Genomic DNA, 15470 nt, shown 5'->3' with positions numbered 1-15470 from the left:
GGCGACCTCCTTTGGCAAACGCCCCAAAGGAGGCAAAGGTCTCGCCCCTGCCATCCGGCTTTTCGCTTCGCGAAAAGTACCCTCGGTTCCTCGGACTTCCAGGGGCCCGCCACGAAGGGCCATCCCTGGCCCATCGTGGCTCTCGCGACATCCATGTCGCTCGACCCCTGGAACTCCGATCACCTTCGGCCTCCTGAAAGGGGCACATCGGCGCGTGCGGATGTTTCTCTGGAAGACTTCAAAAGCCAGAGCTAGAGCCAGCGGCAACGGCAACGGCAACGGCAATCTGCGAACGTAGGGCGAATAACCCGGAACGGGTTATCCGCCGATGACACCACGGCGGATAACGCTGACGCGTTATGCGCCCTACGGTCATGAATTCTCATCGACATCAAGATCACGGCGAAGCACGAACGTAGGATGGCGTGGAGCGCAGCGATACCCATCGATTTTCGCGAATCGACAGCATGGGTATCGCTGCGCTCCACCCATCCTACGTAGACATCCGCCGGAGAATGCGGCGTACGGCCAACCCTGTAGGAGCGAGCTTGCTCGCGAACCGCGCCGGGAGGCGCGGCGAGGCAAATCACTGAATCGCCGCCACCGGCTGCGCTGCCACCTGCCGCGTAGCCGCTTCCAGCGGCGCAGGATTCGCCCAGTCGGCAGCCTTGAAATCTCGACGGATCAAGCCGTAGCTCTTCGCCGCATTGATCGAGGCATCCAGGCGGCCGAGGAAGTCGGCATCCAGCTTGGGTGACAGGACTTCCACCAGCGCTCGGTTCTGGAATTCGCTCTTGAAGATCACCGACGGATAGTTGGCCTGCTTCGAGACCAACTCGATGTACGCATCGCGGTTGGCCTCGGCGCTGGCCCACTGCACCGCCTGCAGCTGCACCTTGAGCAGACGCTCGGTGATCTCCGGATGGGCGTCGACGAATTCGCCGTTGCCAACCAGCAGCGCCTGAAGAGTGCCGGCGCCGCCCAGGTCATGGGTGCTCAGCGGGATTTCGGCCAGACCCTTGTCGCGCAGGGCGAACAGCCCAGCCAGGCCCCAGGTGGCGTCGATCTGCCTGGCGGCCAGGGCGGCGAGGGCGGCGCTGAAGTCGAGGTTGATCACCTTCAGGTCCTTCTCGCTCAGGCCGGCGCTGGCCAGGGCGTTGTCGAACGACAGCTGGCTGGCGGTGCCGCGGAAGATGCCGACGCGCTTGCCCTTGAGGTCGGCCAGGGTCTTGATCCCCGAGCCCGGCTGCACGCCCAGGTAATGATTCACGCCACGGGCGGTGGCGGCCAGCACGCGGCTGTCCAGACCGCTGGATTTGCCAATGATCGCCGCCAGGTCGCCGAGGTAGGCGAAGTCCACCTGGCCGTTGGCGAAGGCCTCGTTGACCACCGGGCCGGCGCCCTTGAAGAAGCTCCACTTCACCTGGATGCCGTCCTGGGCGAATTCCTTCTCCAGCAGTTGGCGGGTGTAGAGGATGTCCACCACGCCGCCGCCGGAGTGGTTCTGCCCGGCGCTGACATCCGGCACGGCGATGCGGATTTCCTTCAGCGGCTCGGCGGCCTGGGCCACCAGCGGATAGGCGCCGAGCAGGCCGGCCAGCACGGGCGCGGCGAAGAGGGACAGCAATTGAGTAGTGAGGGCCTTCATGGCGCCTGCCTCCTGCAATGGGGGAGCGCGTGTGGCTCCGGCGCCCGCACTAAAGGCACGGGGCTGTCCATCAACAAAATAATAAAAAGTGATTTTTTAATCATTATTCGAGCTAAGCGAGCAATCACCGGGCTTCGCGGGCAGATGCCCGCAGGGCATAAAAAATATTCGGCGAATGCATTGGATGAGCGCCGGAGCCTTCCCTTAAATGGCCTGTGTTAGCTCATAAATGCATTGATATAACTATTTATATTCCAATGAAGAATATTACGAAGCCGTATCGCCTTGCTCTTCCCGGCCCGCGCCTGACGCCTTCCGCGCTCAGCTGGCGCGGCCTCGAACCGATCCTGCCGTGGCTGGTGCCGCTGGCCATTGCCGTGCTCTGGTGGACGGCCAGCCACCGCCACTGGATGTCCGCGCAGATCCTGCCCACCCCCGAGCTGGTGCTGCAGGCGGGCCGCGAACTGCTTGCCGGCGAGCTCTGGCAGCAGCTGGGCGTCAGCCTGAAACGACTGCTCTGGGGCCTGCTGGCCGGCATCCTCAGCGGGCTTGCACTGGGCGCCTGGCTCGGCTTCAGCCGCCGCGCCGAGCGTCTGGTGCTGCCCACCTTCAGTGCCCTGGCGCAGGTTCCGACCCTGGCCTGGATTCCGCTGTTCATGCTGTTCTTCGGCATCGGCGAGCTGCTCAAGCTGGTGGTGCTGATCAAGGCCATCATCGTACCGGTGACGTTGCATACCCTGGTCGGTGTGCGCGACGCCCAGCCGCGTCTGCGCGAGGCCGCCGCCGTACTGCGCCTGCCGCGCCGGCTGCTGCTGTGGCGGCTGATCCTGCCGGCGGCGCTGCCGGCGTTCCTCACCGGCGTGCGCCTGGCCCTGGCCCAGGGCTGGACCTCGCTGCTGGCGGTAGAGCTGCTGGCCTCCAGCGAAGGCATCGGTTACCTCATGGTGCAGGCGCGCCAGCTGTTCATGCTCGACATCGTGTTCGTCTGCATCCTGGTCATCGGCCTGGTTGGTGCGGCCATGGACCGTGGCATCCAGGCTGTCGACCGGCGCCTGGTGCACTGGCCGCAACAGGCCGCGGGAGAGTTCCGCAGAAGCAGGACGGGGCAGGGCTGGGAGCGCCTGCAACCCTGGCTGCTGTCGCTGGCCCTGTTGGCGATCTGGCAGGCGGCGAGCGCTTTGGAGTGGGTCGATCCGGCAATTCTTGCCAGCCCAGCGTCCGTGGCCGTCGCGCTTTGGGACGGCCTGCTGGACAACAGCCTGACCACCGCGCTGCTGGCCAGCCTGCAGCGCACGCTTGGCGGATTGCTGCTGGGCGGCTCGCTGGGCTTCCTGCTCGGCCTGGGGCTGGGGTTGTGGCGCCCGGCAGAACGACTGCTCGGCCCATCCTTCGCGGCATTGCGCCAGGTAGCGATCTTCGCCTGGGTGCCGCTGCTCACCGCCTGGTTTGGTTTGGGCGAGCTGGCGAAAGTGGTGTTCGTCGCCCTCGCCGCGTTCTTCCCGCTGCTGCTGGCGACCCAGCGCGGCATTGCCAGCCTGCCGGCGCAACTCACTGAAGCGGCCATCGCGCTGCGTCTGTCGCCCTGGCAACGCCTGCGTCGACTGGTACTGCCGGGGGCCGCGCCCTCGGTGTTCGCCGGCGTGCGCCTGGCGCTGATCTACGCCTGGCTCGGCACCATCGGCGCCGAGTACTTCATGCCCTCGGACGGCGGCATCGGCAGCCTGATGATCGGCGCGCAACAACTGTTCCGCATGGACCTGGTCGGCGCCGGCATGTTGCTGGTCGGCCTCACCGGAGCCCTGCTGGCCGCCCTCGGCCAGCGCATCGAAGCGCGGGTAACGCGCTGGAGACACGCATGAACGCTTTCGCATCCCCGGCGCTGGTGAGCTTTCGCCAGGTCGCCAAGAGTTTCCCCGTGGATGGCCGCGAGCTGCAGGCCATCGAACGCTTCGACCTGGAAGTCGCCGACGGCGAGTTCATCGCCATCGTCGGCGCCAGCGGTTGCGGCAAGTCCACGCTGCTGCGCCTGCTGGTAGGGTTGGACCGCGAGTTCCAGGGTGAAATCCGCATCGACGGCGCGCCCATCGATGGCATCGGCGGCGAGCGCGGCATCGTGTTCCAGGAGCACCGCCTGTTCCCCTGGCTGAGCGTGGAGCAGAACGTCGCGCTCGGTCTGGTCAATGAGCCGCTGAGCGACACCGGCAAGGCTGCCAGGGTCGCCGATTACCTGCAGCTGGTGGGCCTGAGCGCCTTCGCCCGTGCCTATCCGCACCAGCTTTCCGGCGGCATGGCGCAGCGCGTGGCGATTGCCCGTGGTCTGGTGGCCAGCCCGCGCATCCTGCTGCTGGACGAGCCCTTCGGCGCGCTGGATGCGCTGACCCGCCAGCAGCTGCAGGAAGAGCTGCTGCGCATCCGCCAGCGCGAACGCATCACCACCGTGCTGGTGACCCACGACGTGGAGGAGGCGCTGTTCCTCGCCGACCGCGTGGTGGTAATGGCGCCGCGGCCGGGGCGGATCAAGCGCATCGTCGCGGTGCCGCTGGCGCACCCGCGCGAACGCGGCGGCTACGACTTCCTGCGCCAGCGCGAGGCGCTGCTGCACGAGCTGACGGGCGAGGGCGACTACGTCGCGCCGCAGCTCAAGCGGGTGGAAGACCTGCCGTTTGAATTCATTGCCTGCTGATGAAGAGCACCCTCACCCTAACCCTCTCCCAGGGGGAGAGGGGACTGATCGGAGCCGGCTGAAACCACGGTTTCAGCCGGCACGGACTGCTCCCTCTCCCTCTGGGAGAGGGCTGGGGTGAGGGTTCGTCGACAACACCGAACCATCCCATCCTGCGAGCCCAATCATGAGCAAACGCCCCAACTTCCTCGTCATCGTCGCCGACGACCTCGGCTTCTCCGACCTCGGCGCCTTCGGTGGCGAGATCGCCACGCCCCACCTCGACGCCCTGGCCCTGGAAGGCCTGCGCCTGACCGACTTCCACACCGCGCCGACCTGCTCGCCGACGCGCTCGATGCTGCTCACCGGCACCGATCACCATATCGCCGGCATTGGCACCATGGCCGAGGCGCTGACGCCGGAGCTGGAAGGCAAGCCCGGCTACGAGGGTTATCTCAACGATCGCGTGGTCGCACTGCCCGAGCTGCTGCGCGAGGCCGGCTACCAGACGTTGCTGTCGGGCAAGTGGCACCTGGGCCTGAAGCTGGAGCAGGCGCCCCATGCCCGCGGCTTCGAGCGCTCCTTCTCGCTGCTGCCGGGCGCGGCCAACCACTACGGCTTCGAGCCGCCCTACGACGAAAGCACGCCGCGCATCCTCAAGAGCACGCCGGCGCTGTATGTGGAGGACGATCAGTTCATTGACGAACTGCCGGCGGATTTCTATTCCTCCGATGCCTTCGGCGACAGGCTGATCCAGTACCTCAAGGAGCGCGACCAGAACCGCCCGTTCTTCGCCTACCTGCCGTTCTCCGCGCCGCACTGGCCGCTGCAGGCACCCAAGGAGGTGGTCGACAAGTACCGCGGCCGCTACGACGCCGGCCCCGAGGCGCTGCGCCTGGAGCGCCTGGAGCGGCTCAAGCAGCTGGGGTTGATCGATGCCGACGTGAAGGCACACCCGGTGCTGGCCATCAGCAAGGAATGGGCGCGCCTGAACGACGAGGAGAAGGCCAAATCCGCGCGGGCCATGGAGGTCTATGCGGCGATGGTCGAGCGCCTGGACTGGAACGTCGGCCGCGTCGTCGAGTACCTGCGCCAGCAGGGCGAGCTGGACAACACGTTCGTCCTGTTCATGTCCGACAACGGCGCCGAGGGCGCGCTGCTGGAAGCCTTCCCGCGCTTCGGCCCGGACCTGCTGAGCTTCCTCGACCAGCACTACGATAACAGCCTGGAGAACATCGGCCGCGCCAACTCCTACATCTGGTACGGCCCGCGCTGGGCCCAGGCGGCCACCGCGCCGTCGCGCCTCTACAAGGCCTTCACCACGCAGGGCGGCATCCGCGTGCCGGCGCTGGTGCGCTACCCGGCGCTGCAGCGCCAGGGCGAGGTCAGCCATGCGTTCTCCACGGTGATGGACATCACCCCGACCATCCTCGACCTCGCCGGCGTGCGCCATCCGGGCACGCAGTGGCAGGGCCGCGAGGTCGCCGAGGTGCGCGGCAAGTCCTGGCTGGGCTGGCTTTCCGGCGAGACCGAACAGGCCCACGACGAGAAGACCGTCACCGGCTGGGAACTGTTCGGCATGCGTGCCATCCGCCAGGGTGACTGGAAGGCGGTGTACCTGCCCGCGCCGGTCGGTCCGGCCACCTGGCAGCTGTACGACCTGGCCAACGATCCGGGGGAAACCCGGGACCTGGCCAAGAGCGAGCCGGCGAAGCTGGAGACGTTGATCGAGCATTACAAGCAGTACGTCAACGAGACCGGCGTGATCGACGCGCCGCCGCCGTTCCTGGCGCGCTGATTCTGCTTCACTGGTGAAACCCCGGCACTCGCTGCCGGGGTTTCGTCGTTCCGTACCGTCGGTAGAAAAGCCTGAACTCCTCAGGACGCTTCTGTCCCAACGGATAGATGCAAGTCCGAGGTTGCCCGCGCAGCGCTAGCGCGCGAGGTGGCCCTTCACCTGTGATGAGGAGTGAAATTTCATGGCCCAGAAACTCGGAAAAGATCAGCCTGGAAAAGAGCAGCAGGGCAAACAGAAAGCCGGCAAGCGCAGCGACCTGGCCGGCACCGACACCACCGACCGCGGCAACAGCAACGCCAAGCTGGAGCAGCTGGAACGCTACCGCGAGGACGCCACCGGCGAGGCGCTGACCACCAATACCAACGTGCGCATCGCCGACAACCAGAACAGCCTGCGCGCCGGTGATCGCGGCCCCTCGCTGCTGGAGGACTTCATCCTGCGGGAGAAGATCACCCACTTCGACCATGAGCGTATTCCCGAACGCATCGTCCACGCCCGTGGTGCGGCGGCCCACGGCTACTTCGAGTCCTACAAGGACTGGAGCGGGCTGACCAAGGCGTCCTTCCTCGGCAAGGCCGGCAAGCAGACCCCCGTGTTCGTGCGCTTCTCCACGGTGCAAGGGCCGCGCGGCTCGGCGGATACCGTGCGCGACGTGCGCGGCTTCGCCGTGAAGTTCTACACCGACGAGGGCAACTACGACCTGGTGGGCAACAACATGCCGGTGTTCTTCATCCAGGACGCCATCAAGTTCCCCGACTTCGTCCACGCGGTAAAACCCGAGCCGCACAACGAGATGCCCACCGGCGGCTCGGCCCACGACACCTTCTGGGACTTCGTCTCGCTTACCCCGGAGTCGGCGCACATGGTCATGTGGGCCATGTCCGACCGTGCCATCCCGATTTCCCTGCGGCACATCCAGGGCTTCGGCGTGCATACCTTCCGCTTGATCAACGCGGCCGGGGAGAGCTCGCTGGTGAAGTTCCACTGGCGGCCGAAGTCCGGCGTCTGTTCGCTGGTCTGGGACGAGGCGCAGAAACTCGCCGGCAAGGACCCGGACTTCCACCGCCGCACCCTGTGGGACGACATCGAGAGCGGTGACTACCCCGAGTGGGAGCTGGGCGTGCAGGTGATCCCCGAGGCTGACGCGGACAAGTTCGACTTCGACCTGCTCGACCCGACCAAGCTGGTCCCCGAGGAACTGGTGCCGGTGCAGCTGCTCGGGCGCATGGTGCTCAACCGCAACCCCGACAACTTCTTCGCCGAGACCGAGCAGGCCGCCTTCCACCCCGGCCACATCGTCCCCGGCATCGACTTCAGCAACGACCCGCTGCTGCAGGGCCGGCTGTTTTCCTACACCGACACCCAGCTGTTGCGCCTGGGCGGGCCGAACTTCAACCAGATCCCGATCAACCAGCCGCTGTGCCCGTTCCACAACAACCAGCGCGACGGCCTGCACCAGCACATGGTGCACAAGGGCCGTGCGGCCTATGAACCGAACTCCATTGATCGCGGCTGGCCGAAGGAAACCCCGGCTGCTGCGCGCCAGGGCGGCTTCAGCAGCTACCCCGAGCCGATGACCGGGACCAAGCTGCGGGTGCGCGCCGAGTCCTTCGCCGACCACTTCACCCAGGCGGCGCTGTTCTACCACAGCCTCAGCGAGGCGGAGCAGGCGCACGTGGCCTCGGCCTATGTGTTCGAACTGTCGAAGGTAGAACGCATGTCGATCCGCGAGCGTGAGGTCAACGAGGTCCTTGCCAATATCTGCCCGACACTGGCGGAGAAGGTCGCCAGCCAGATCGGCGTGAAGGTCAGGAACAAGGCCGCCAGGGTGCCGCAGCCCAAGCCGTCGCCGACGCTCAGCCAGGCCAACCTGCTCGCCGGCGACATCCGCTCGCGCAAGGTGGCGATCCTGATTGCCGATGGGGTGAACGAGGGCGATGTGAACGACCTGCGGGACGCCCTCAAACAAGCCGGCGCCGTCGCCAAGCTGGTCGCGCCGAGCACCTCGCCGGTGAAGGCCAAGGGCGGCGCGAAGCTGACGCCCGATGCCAGCTGGGACGGCCTGCCTTCGGTGGCCTTCGACGCGGTGTTCGTGCCCGGCGGCGCCAAGTCCACCGCGCAGATCGGCGGCGATGGCCGCGCGCTGCACTACCTGCTGGAAGCCTATAAGCACCTCAAACCGCTGGCCTTTGCCGGAGATGCGCAGGCATTGCCGGGGCAGCTTGGCCTGGCGGGAGACGAGGGAGTTGTCCAGGGAGCTTCGGCGGCGGAAGTGTTCGGCGGTTTCGAGAAGGCGCTGAAGCAGCATCGCATCTGGGCGCGGGAGGCCAAGGCCGGGAAGATTCCCGCATAGGTTCGGTTCGGCAGGGCGCATGGCGTATCAGCGTCATGCGCCGCCCGCCGAGGTATCGGCGCATAACCCGTTCCGGGTTATGCGCCCTACGTGGCGGAGCTCCAGGGCACACCGAATCGTTCTGTCGAATTCTCTACCGGGATAGGCATCCGTAGGGCGCATAACGCGCCAACGTTACCCGCCGCGGCAGCATCGTGCACGGAGACTGACAGGGGCGCTGGTCGAGGAAAGAACAGAGCCGGTGGCCGCCCGACTGCTCGGACTGACGGCGGCCACCGGAAAACCTGGAGGTATCGAGTTACGCCGGCCCTTCCTTGAGACCATCCTGGTGGGCGGCGGAGAGGTGCGGCTCCTGCCGGCTGTCATCGGGTTCGATGTCCACCCACGGTTCCAGCGATTCTTCGCTGGTTACCTGCGGATCGGGGTCGGGCATATCCCTGGGCGTTTTCATGTTCATCCTCGCCGGGCTACTTGCCTGACTGCGCGCGCAGCCGGGCGCCGGCCACCACCACCTTGCGCGGTCGGTGGGTCGGGTTGACCGGGACGAAGGTCTGCAACTCGATGCGCTTGAGGAACCAGTCGACGTTCTCCTGCCCCAGCGGGCCCTCGATGGTCATCAGGTCGCGGCGGATGCGTTCGACCAGGTTGTTCAGCAGGACGCTGCTGGCCTGTTCCTCCTGCTGCACGACGCGGGACATCAGACGCTTGCCGCGGGCATTGCGCAGGGTGATCAGCACGGTGCCGTCGGGCCGGTCGCAGAACTGCGGACGGTAGTCGGTGAACAGGTGGCTCAGGTGCTCGATGGCAGTCTCTTGGCTGCTGGACATGGCAATCCCTCCCGAAGTGGGCCAGGCCAGGAAGGCCGTGGCAGAGCAGGTAGCGCTGCATCAGCCGTTCCACTTCGGGCGCAACTGTCTCAACGGCTTAACAGGTTGAAATGCCAGGGAATCGCCAGGTGGGTACTGGCGCATCGACATGTGCAAAGTGCAAGGCCGCCGTGCGGCAGCGCCGGATAATGCACGGCGCAGTGCCAGCGCCGGCAACGGGCTGACCTCCCGTCCGAAACCCCGGCCTGGGCAAATCTTTCCGAGCAACGGTCCGCCTTCCCATGGTCACTGGCTATGCGGGCGCCGCTGCGTTGCGCGGAGGTCCTGCGGGGTAGCGGGCGGTCTTTCGCCGTTGCGTAAACCGGGGCAGGGTGGACGTGGGGGAAGAGAGGTGAGCATGACTCAATTCCGACGCCTGGATGTCGAGGCGGTGCTGCATGAAGCCTATCCGCTGTTCAGTTTTTCCTGCTTCCGCGAAGCCGGCGGGCGCTATTCCATCCGCCTGGGCAGCCAGCTGGCGGCGATGCCGCACACCACCGTGGTGGGCATCCACGGCAGCGAGCTCAGCTCCGCGATCCGCGTGCGCGGCCTGGGGCTGGAGCTGATCAACTGTTTCATCGACCCGTGACGGCGTGCCCCCGGCGCGCCGCCTGCCGGCAGAAAAGCTGAACTCCAGCCCGTGCCCCGGTTCAACCGGCCTGAGTGCACCAGACTGGAGACAGACGCCATGAGCCATTCCGACGCGCGCCGTGATGAAAAGCCTCGTCAAGAAAAGCCCTCTCAGGAAAACCCTGTTCGGGAAACCAGCCGAACCGACCCGCAGAATATCGAGATCGACGATACCGAGGACCGCATGGGCAGCGTGCGCGAACTGGACTTCGAACCATCGCCCCAGGGCCGCATCGGCGATGAGCGCTCGCCCGCGGAAGTCGAACGGGAATTCCCGCCGCAGCGTCGGCGCGAGATGGGCCTGACCGGCGGCGAGACGCTGGGCGACAGTGCCGTCGAGGATGGCGTGAGCATGGATGACCTGGCGCCCGAGACGCTGATCGATGAGGAGGGCACCGAATCGCCGCTGGACCCTTCCGATGGCAGCGCGGCGGACCAGCAACTGCATATCGTGCGCGGCAGCGAGATCGGTGCCGGCACTGGTCTGGACGAAGCCGAGGAGGGCCGGGTGCATCCACTGGATGGCCGTCCCTGGGATGACTCCGATCCCGACGAGGAACAGTGATCCAGCGTCAGGCTCTGTTCGTACGGGGCCTGGCGATGAAACCCGGAGGCTCTGCCTGTCGCCAGGGGTATGGCTACGGCTGCCAAGCCTGCGCCAACGGCCGCCCGGCGGGCGAAAAAAGCCGCACTGCCATAAAGGCGAAAGCAGACTGCCGAAGGGGTGATCGGGTGCAGGTCGGCAGTCTGGCTGCCGACCTGCATGCTATTTCACTGCCTCCCCGTCAGCTCACCGATCGTGCCGGCTCAGGGCGCAAGCCGCGACCAGCAGGCCGGCCGCGGCGGCGAGCACTGCCGCCGTCTGCCAGGGGTGTTCGCCGACGTATTCGCCGCTGGCCTGGATGGCGCGGCGACTGCGTTGCACCAGGTGCTCGCTGGTTTCGCGGCTCTCGTCCACCAGGTGACGCAACCTGGCCTTGAAGGCCGGTAACTGCTCGGCGGTCAGGTCGCGGCCACTCTGCAGCAGGCTTTCCAGATCGTTCACCAGCGCTTGCAGTTCTTCGACGCCACTGTGACGCGAAGGATGGATGGACGGGAACCAACGATAGCTGCCCATGGAATGTCTCCTCGATTGCTTGTAGGGATGGTGACGCTGAGATTCAGGCGGCCTGGCGCAGTGCGTCGATCAGCTGCTGCTTGCGCATGCGGGAACGGCCGCTGATGTGGCGGGTGCGGGCGCGGTTGAGCAGTTCCGCCTTGCTCATCGACTCCAGCGGCTGGTCCGGGCGCGGCACGCCATGTTTGGTGGCGACGGCGCGTTGCGCCGAGCTCCTGCGGGCGGCGGCCTTGGCCGGCGCGCTCTTCTCCTGCCCGGAGCCGCCGCTGCGCTCGCCGCCGCCGGACTGCTTGTTCACCGTGGCCCAGGCACGGGCCTCGGCCTCGTCCTTCGGCACGCCCCGGTTCTCGTAACTCTGCTCGATATGCTCGGCCTTGCGCTTCTGCTTGTCGGTGTACTTGTCTTTGTCGCCGCGTGGCATGGCGGTTCTCCTCTCTCTGCAAAGGCTGCAAGTGACTGCAGCTGCTGCGTGCTGCGGGCGCTGTCGCCCGTTCGACCCGCAAACGCGGGGCACACAGGGGAGAAACCGCTCGTCGCCGAATGTTCGGCGTTTCTGATGAACGGGCCGCGCCGCTGGCAGAAAAGGTCTGAACTACCGGTTTTCCGTGTGGACAGAAGCACTGGGCGCTCTGCGCCGTGCAGTAACCGGCAACCACAGGAGACGGCAATGGCCCTGGACAGCACACCTGATCAGTCGGACGTGGAAATCTTCAAGCACGCCGTGCTCACCCGCCTGCGCTACGCGGTGGGCAAGGACCCCGCCGACGCCTTCGACCACGACTGGTTCGAGGCCGTGGCGCTGGCCGCGCGCAAGTACCAGGTGGACAACTGGGAGGAGACCACCCGCGCCATCGACCGCAGCGACCGCAAGCACGTCTACTACCTCTCCCTGGAGTTCCTCATCGGCCGCCTGCTGGTCGACAACCTGAGCAACCTCGGCCTGCTGGAAGTGGCGCGCCAGGCCCTCGCGGAGCTCGGCGTCGACCTGGAGCGCATCCGCCTGCTGGAGCCGGACGCGGCGCTGGGCAACGGCGGCCTGGGGCGGCTCGCGGCCTGCTTCATGGAAAGCATGGCGACCCTCGACATCCCCGCCCACGGCTACGGCATCCGCTACGAGCACGGCCTGTTCAAGCAGGTCATCGGCGATGGCTGGCAGCAGGAACACACCGAGACCTGGCTGGACTTCGGCAACCCCTGGGAGTTCGAACGGCCCGAGTCCGCCTACAGCGTCGGTTTCGGCGGCAGCGTGCACAGCGAGCCGGACGCCAACGGCGTCGACCGCCAGCGCTGGGAACCGGCGGAGCGCGTGCGCGCGGTGGCCTACGACATGCCCGTGGTCGGCTGGCGCACCGCCAGCGTCAACACCCTGCGCCTGTGGCGCGCGCGCGCCGAGGAGACACTCAAGCTCGACCGCTTCAATGCCGGCGACCACCTCGGCGCGGTCGCCGATACCGTGCGCGCCGAAAGCATCTCCCGCGTGCTCTACCCGGCGGACAGCACCGAGGCCGGCCAGGAGCTGCGCCTGCGCCAGGAATACTTCTTCGTCGCCGCCTCCCTGCAGGACCTGATGCAGCGCCACCTGGGCCAGGGCGAGGATGTCTACGGCCTGCCCGAGCGCGTCGCCATCCAGCTCAACGATACCCACCCGGCCATCGCCGTGGCCGAGCTGATGCGCCTGCTGCTGGACGAACGCGGCCTGGACTGGGACGACGCCTGGGAACTCACCGTGGCGACCCTGTCCTACACCAACCACACGCTGCTGCCCGAGGCGCTGGAGTCCTGGCCGGTGGGGCTGATGGAGCGCCTGCTGCCGCGGCACATGCAGATCATCTACCTGATCAATGCCTTCCACATCGACGCCCTGCGCGCCAAGGACATCCATGACTTCGGCCTGCTGCGCTCGGTGTCGCTGATCGAGGAGGACCACGGCCGCCGCGTGCGCATGGGCAACCTGGCGTTCCTCGGCTCGCACAGTGTCAACGGCGTGTCCGCGCTGCACACCGAGCTGATGCGCGAAACGGTATTCCGCGACCTGCACCGGCTCTACCCGAACCGCATCAGCAACAAGACCAACGGCGTGACCTTCCGCCGCTGGCTGTTCCAGACCAACCCCGAACTCACCGAGCTGCTGGTGGACAGCCTGGGTGAAGACGTGCTCGACAACCCGGAAGGCCGCCTGCGCGACCTCGCCGCCCTTGCCGAGAAGTCCGCGGTGCGCCAGCGCTTCGCGCAGCAGCGGCGCAACGCCAAGCAGCGCCTGGCGGCGCTGATCGAGGAGCGCCTGGGGCTGCGCGTCGACCCGGATGCGTTGTTCGACGTGCACGTCAAGCGCATCCACGAGTACAAGCGCCAGCTGCTCAACCTGCTGCACACCGTGGCGCTGTACCAGGACATCCGCAACGACCCGACCAGCGAGCGCGTGCCACGGGTGAAGATCTTCGCCGGCAAGGCCGCGCCCAGCTACGTACTGGCCAAGCTGATCATCAAGCTGGCCAACGACATCAGCCGCACGGTCAACGCCGACCCAACGGTGCGCGGCCTGCTCAAGGTGGTGTTCATCCCCAACTACAACGTCAGCCTGGCCGAATCGATCATCCCGGCGGCGGACCTCTCCGAGCAGATTTCCACGGCGGGCCTGGAAGCCTCCGGGACCAGCAACATGAAGTTCGCCCTCAACGGCGCGCTGACCATCGGCACCCTGGATGGCGCCAATGTCGAGATGTGCGAGCGCATCGGTCCGGACAACATGTTCATCTTCGGCCTCAAGGCGCAGCAGGTGGAGGCGCGCAAGCGCGCCGGGGAGCTGGCCATGCACCACGAGATCGCCGCCTCGCCCAGGCTGCAGGAAGCCCTGGCGGCGGTCGCCGGCGGGGTCTTCTCGCCGGATGATCCGCAGCGCTACGCCGCCCTGGTGGACAGCCTGCGGCACGACGACCGGTTCATGGTCTGCGCGGATTTCGACGCCTACTGGGACGCCCAGCAGCGCGTCGAGCAGCTGTGGCGCAAACCCACGCGCTGGTGGAAAGCTTCTATGCTCAACACCGCCCGGGTCGGCTGGTTCTCTTCCGACCGGACCATCCGCGAGTACGCCCAGGACATCTGGAAGGTGCCCGCCGGAACGCAATAGACCGCTGGATTACAACAAGAAGGTGCGACGATTGGTGGCAGCGCAGGGGCAAGCGCGGCAGCAGGCGCTTGTGTAGGATGCCGCCCGCCACGCCATGAGCACCACCACGAACCGGGAGATTTCTGCCGATGCTGATCCGTGACCTGCGCGACGACGATATGGAACGGGTGCTGGATATCTGGCTGCGCGCTTCGCAGCAGGCCCACGCCTTCATCGAGGCCGACTTCTGGCAGCGCCGCCTGGGCGACATGCGCGACGTCTACCTGCCTGCCGCGGCCTCGCGGGTGGTCGAGGACGAGGGCCGGGTGATCGGTTTCTACAGCCTGCACGATGGCGCACTGGCGGCGCTGTTCGTCGACCCCGGCCACCAGGGCCGGGGGCTCGGTTCGCGGCTGATGGACGATGCCAAGATTCACCTGCCGATGCTGGAGACGGCGGTCTATTCGGCCAATGCCGGCGCCCTGGCGTTCTACCGGCGCCACGGCTTCGAGGTGCTGGAAGAGCGCCGCGACGAGCACACCGGCCATGCCGAAACGCTGATGGGCTGGAGCACCCGGCCCGTGGCCTGCGGCTGCTGAGGCACGGCGCAATTGCCGTCGCGCTGTTGGCGAGTGCCAGCCAGGCCTGCGCCTTCGCCTGCGCCGACTGAGCCGCGACGACAGCCGGGTTACCAGAACCCTCCGGCATGGCGTTCGGAGGCGTAGTCAAGGTGCAGGGCGAAGGAGCTCTGGAAGAACTCCAGCAGGCGCGTGTCCAGCACCATTTCATTGAGCGAGGCGAGGGAGCCGATCACCTGTTGCACGTCGGCTTCGGTCTCGCCGCAGCGGTTCTCGTGGCACAGCCGCTGGGTCTGCGGGTCGGCGCTGATCCGGCAGATGCATTCGGCGTCGTGGCAGGAGTGGCGCACCTTCAGGCTCAGTTCCGGCAGGTCGCGGCGGCCGTCGAGCAGCTCGACGCTGCATTCCAGTCCGTGTTCGCGGGCGAATTCGCTGGCGCGGGCGAAGGCCGGCAGGGCCACCTCCACCAGGGCGCTCTGGTAGGCGTTGGCGAAATTCTCGGGGTCGTCGCTCATCCATGCTCTCCTGTGCTCGTTGCACGATTCCCGTGCCTGCGGCCGCGGGGGTTCAGTCATGGACCACGGCATTCGCGACTTGCGCGACGCAATGGGGGATTTTCCGCCGAGCGGTTGCGCCGCGCGAATCAGCAAATAGAACAAACCAAACCGTCCCTGCGCAGGTCTTGATCTGTATCGCGGCACCTTGCAGGGGC

At 66.7% G+C, this 15470-nt stretch carries 14 protein-coding genes; 8 read left to right on the top strand and 6 right to left on the bottom strand.

The window, feature by feature from the left end; genetic code table 11:
• Positions 1–586: 586 nt before the first annotated feature.
• Entirely contained in the window at positions 587–1648 is a 1062-nt protein-coding gene (locus HNP46_RS19070) for an ABC transporter substrate-binding protein (RefSeq protein WP_184591972.1), read from the bottom strand.
• Positions 1649–1905: 257 nt separating this feature from the next.
• On the opposite strand from HNP46_RS19070, the gene HNP46_RS19065 reads away from it, so the two are divergent.
• From HNP46_RS19065 to katE, 4 genes are all read left to right on the top strand, one after another.
• Positions 1906–3507: an ABC transporter permease gene (locus HNP46_RS19065; RefSeq protein ID WP_184591970.1), complete on the top strand. Its 1602-nt coding sequence runs from the start codon at positions 1906–1908 to the stop codon at positions 3505–3507.
• Entirely contained in the window at positions 3504–4331 is an 828-nt protein-coding gene (locus tag HNP46_RS19060; protein ID WP_184591968.1) for an ABC transporter ATP-binding protein, read from the top strand. Before HNP46_RS19065 ends, HNP46_RS19060 begins: the two co-directional genes overlap by 4 nt.
• 166 nt (positions 4332–4497) lie before the next feature.
• The gene (locus HNP46_RS19055) at positions 4498–6108 is read left to right on the top strand and encodes an arylsulfatase (protein ID WP_184591966.1); all 1611 of its coding nucleotides are present in this window, start codon (positions 4498–4500) and stop codon (positions 6106–6108) included.
• A gap of 181 nt (positions 6109–6289) precedes the next feature.
• Positions 6290–8461: a catalase HPII gene (gene katE, locus HNP46_RS19050; protein ID WP_184591964.1), complete on the top strand. Its 2172-nt coding sequence runs from the start codon at positions 6290–6292 to the stop codon at positions 8459–8461.
• A 298-nt stretch (positions 8462–8759) separates the two neighbouring features.
• On the opposite strand, the gene HNP46_RS19045 is transcribed toward katE, so the two are convergent.
• Both HNP46_RS19045 and HNP46_RS19040 read right to left on the bottom strand, forming a co-directional pair.
• A complete protein-coding gene (locus HNP46_RS19045; RefSeq protein WP_184591962.1) occupies positions 8760–8912 on the bottom strand; it encodes a hypothetical protein in 153 nt (50 codons plus the stop codon).
• Between the two features lie 16 nt (positions 8913–8928).
• Positions 8929–9288: a DUF3509 domain-containing protein gene (locus tag HNP46_RS19040; protein WP_184591960.1), complete on the bottom strand. Its 360-nt coding sequence runs from the start codon at positions 9286–9288 to the stop codon at positions 8929–8931.
• Between the two features lie 397 nt (positions 9289–9685).
• On the opposite strand from HNP46_RS19040, the gene HNP46_RS19035 reads away from it, so the two are divergent.
• Entirely contained in the window at positions 9686–9916 is a 231-nt protein-coding gene (locus tag HNP46_RS19035; RefSeq protein WP_184591959.1) for a hypothetical protein, read from the top strand.
• A gap of 225 nt (positions 9917–10141) precedes the next feature.
• Complete coding sequence (locus tag HNP46_RS19030) at positions 10142–10522, top strand: phosphotransferase system, HPr-related protein (RefSeq protein WP_221455037.1); 381 nt, start codon at positions 10142–10144, stop codon at positions 10520–10522.
• A 225-nt stretch (positions 10523–10747) separates the two neighbouring features.
• On the opposite strand, the gene HNP46_RS19025 is transcribed toward HNP46_RS19030, so the two are convergent.
• Positions 10748–11074, bottom strand: coding sequence for a DUF883 family protein (locus HNP46_RS19025; RefSeq protein WP_184591957.1), 327 nt, complete (start codon positions 11072–11074; stop codon positions 10748–10750).
• A gap of 43 nt (positions 11075–11117) precedes the next feature.
• Positions 11118–11495: a Rho termination factor N-terminal domain-containing protein gene (locus HNP46_RS19020; protein ID WP_184591956.1), complete on the bottom strand. Its 378-nt coding sequence runs from the start codon at positions 11493–11495 to the stop codon at positions 11118–11120.
• A gap of 246 nt (positions 11496–11741) precedes the next feature.
• Between HNP46_RS19020 and HNP46_RS19015 the strand changes: the two genes are divergently transcribed.
• Positions 11742–14201 (top strand): glycogen/starch/alpha-glucan phosphorylase, encoded by a 2460-nt coding sequence (locus HNP46_RS19015; protein ID WP_184591954.1) that lies wholly within the window; start codon positions 11742–11744, stop codon positions 14199–14201.
• Between the two features lie 131 nt (positions 14202–14332).
• Positions 14333–14779 carry a GNAT family N-acetyltransferase gene (locus HNP46_RS19010; RefSeq protein ID WP_221455036.1) on the top strand — a complete coding sequence of 149 codons (447 nt, stop codon included), beginning with the start codon at positions 14333–14335 and terminating at the stop codon, positions 14777–14779.
• Between the two features lie 89 nt (positions 14780–14868).
• Here HNP46_RS19010 and HNP46_RS19005 read toward each other — a convergent pair whose 3' ends face one another.
• The gene (locus HNP46_RS19005) at positions 14869–15273 is read right to left on the bottom strand and encodes a hypothetical protein (RefSeq protein ID WP_184591950.1); all 405 of its coding nucleotides are present in this window, start codon (positions 15271–15273) and stop codon (positions 14869–14871) included.
• Positions 15274–15470: the final 197 nt, after the last annotated feature.

Origin of the sequence: Pseudomonas nitroreducens (assembly GCF_014204515.1) — a bacterium.
In the GTDB taxonomy this organism is placed as follows: Bacteria; Pseudomonadota; Gammaproteobacteria; order Pseudomonadales; family Pseudomonadaceae; genus Pseudomonas; species Pseudomonas nitritireducens_A.
The sequence above is the reverse complement of the archived record's forward strand: the minus strand, read 5'-3'. Positions and strand labels throughout refer to the sequence as shown.

Coding starts and splice junctions, on each gene's coding strand:
- HNP46_RS19045 (WP_184591962.1), bottom strand. CDS start 8,912: ATGAAAACGCCCAGGGATATGCCCGACCCCGATCCGCAGGTAACCAGC.
- HNP46_RS19005 (WP_184591950.1), bottom strand. CDS start 15,273: ATGAGCGACGACCCCGAGAATTTCGCCAACGCCTACCAGAGCGCCCTG.
- HNP46_RS19060 (WP_184591968.1), top strand. CDS start 3,504: ATGAACGCTTTCGCATCCCCGGCGCTGGTGAGCTTTCGCCAGGTCGCC.
- HNP46_RS19030 (WP_221455037.1), top strand. CDS start 10,142: ATGGGCAGCGTGCGCGAACTGGACTTCGAACCATCGCCCCAGGGCCGC.
- HNP46_RS19015 (WP_184591954.1), top strand. CDS start 11,742: ATGGCCCTGGACAGCACACCTGATCAGTCGGACGTGGAAATCTTCAAG.
- HNP46_RS19020 (WP_184591956.1), bottom strand. CDS start 11,495: ATGCCACGCGGCGACAAAGACAAGTACACCGACAAGCAGAAGCGCAAG.
- HNP46_RS19025 (WP_184591957.1), bottom strand. CDS start 11,074: ATGGGCAGCTATCGTTGGTTCCCGTCCATCCATCCTTCGCGTCACAGT.
- katE (WP_184591964.1), top strand. CDS start 6,290: ATGGCCCAGAAACTCGGAAAAGATCAGCCTGGAAAAGAGCAGCAGGGC.
- HNP46_RS19070 (WP_184591972.1), bottom strand. CDS start 1,648: ATGAAGGCCCTCACTACTCAATTGCTGTCCCTCTTCGCCGCGCCCGTG.
- HNP46_RS19065 (WP_184591970.1), top strand. CDS start 1,906: ATGAAGAATATTACGAAGCCGTATCGCCTTGCTCTTCCCGGCCCGCGC.
- HNP46_RS19035 (WP_184591959.1), top strand. CDS start 9,686: ATGACTCAATTCCGACGCCTGGATGTCGAGGCGGTGCTGCATGAAGCC.
- HNP46_RS19055 (WP_184591966.1), top strand. CDS start 4,498: ATGAGCAAACGCCCCAACTTCCTCGTCATCGTCGCCGACGACCTCGGC.
- HNP46_RS19040 (WP_184591960.1), bottom strand. CDS start 9,288: ATGTCCAGCAGCCAAGAGACTGCCATCGAGCACCTGAGCCACCTGTTC.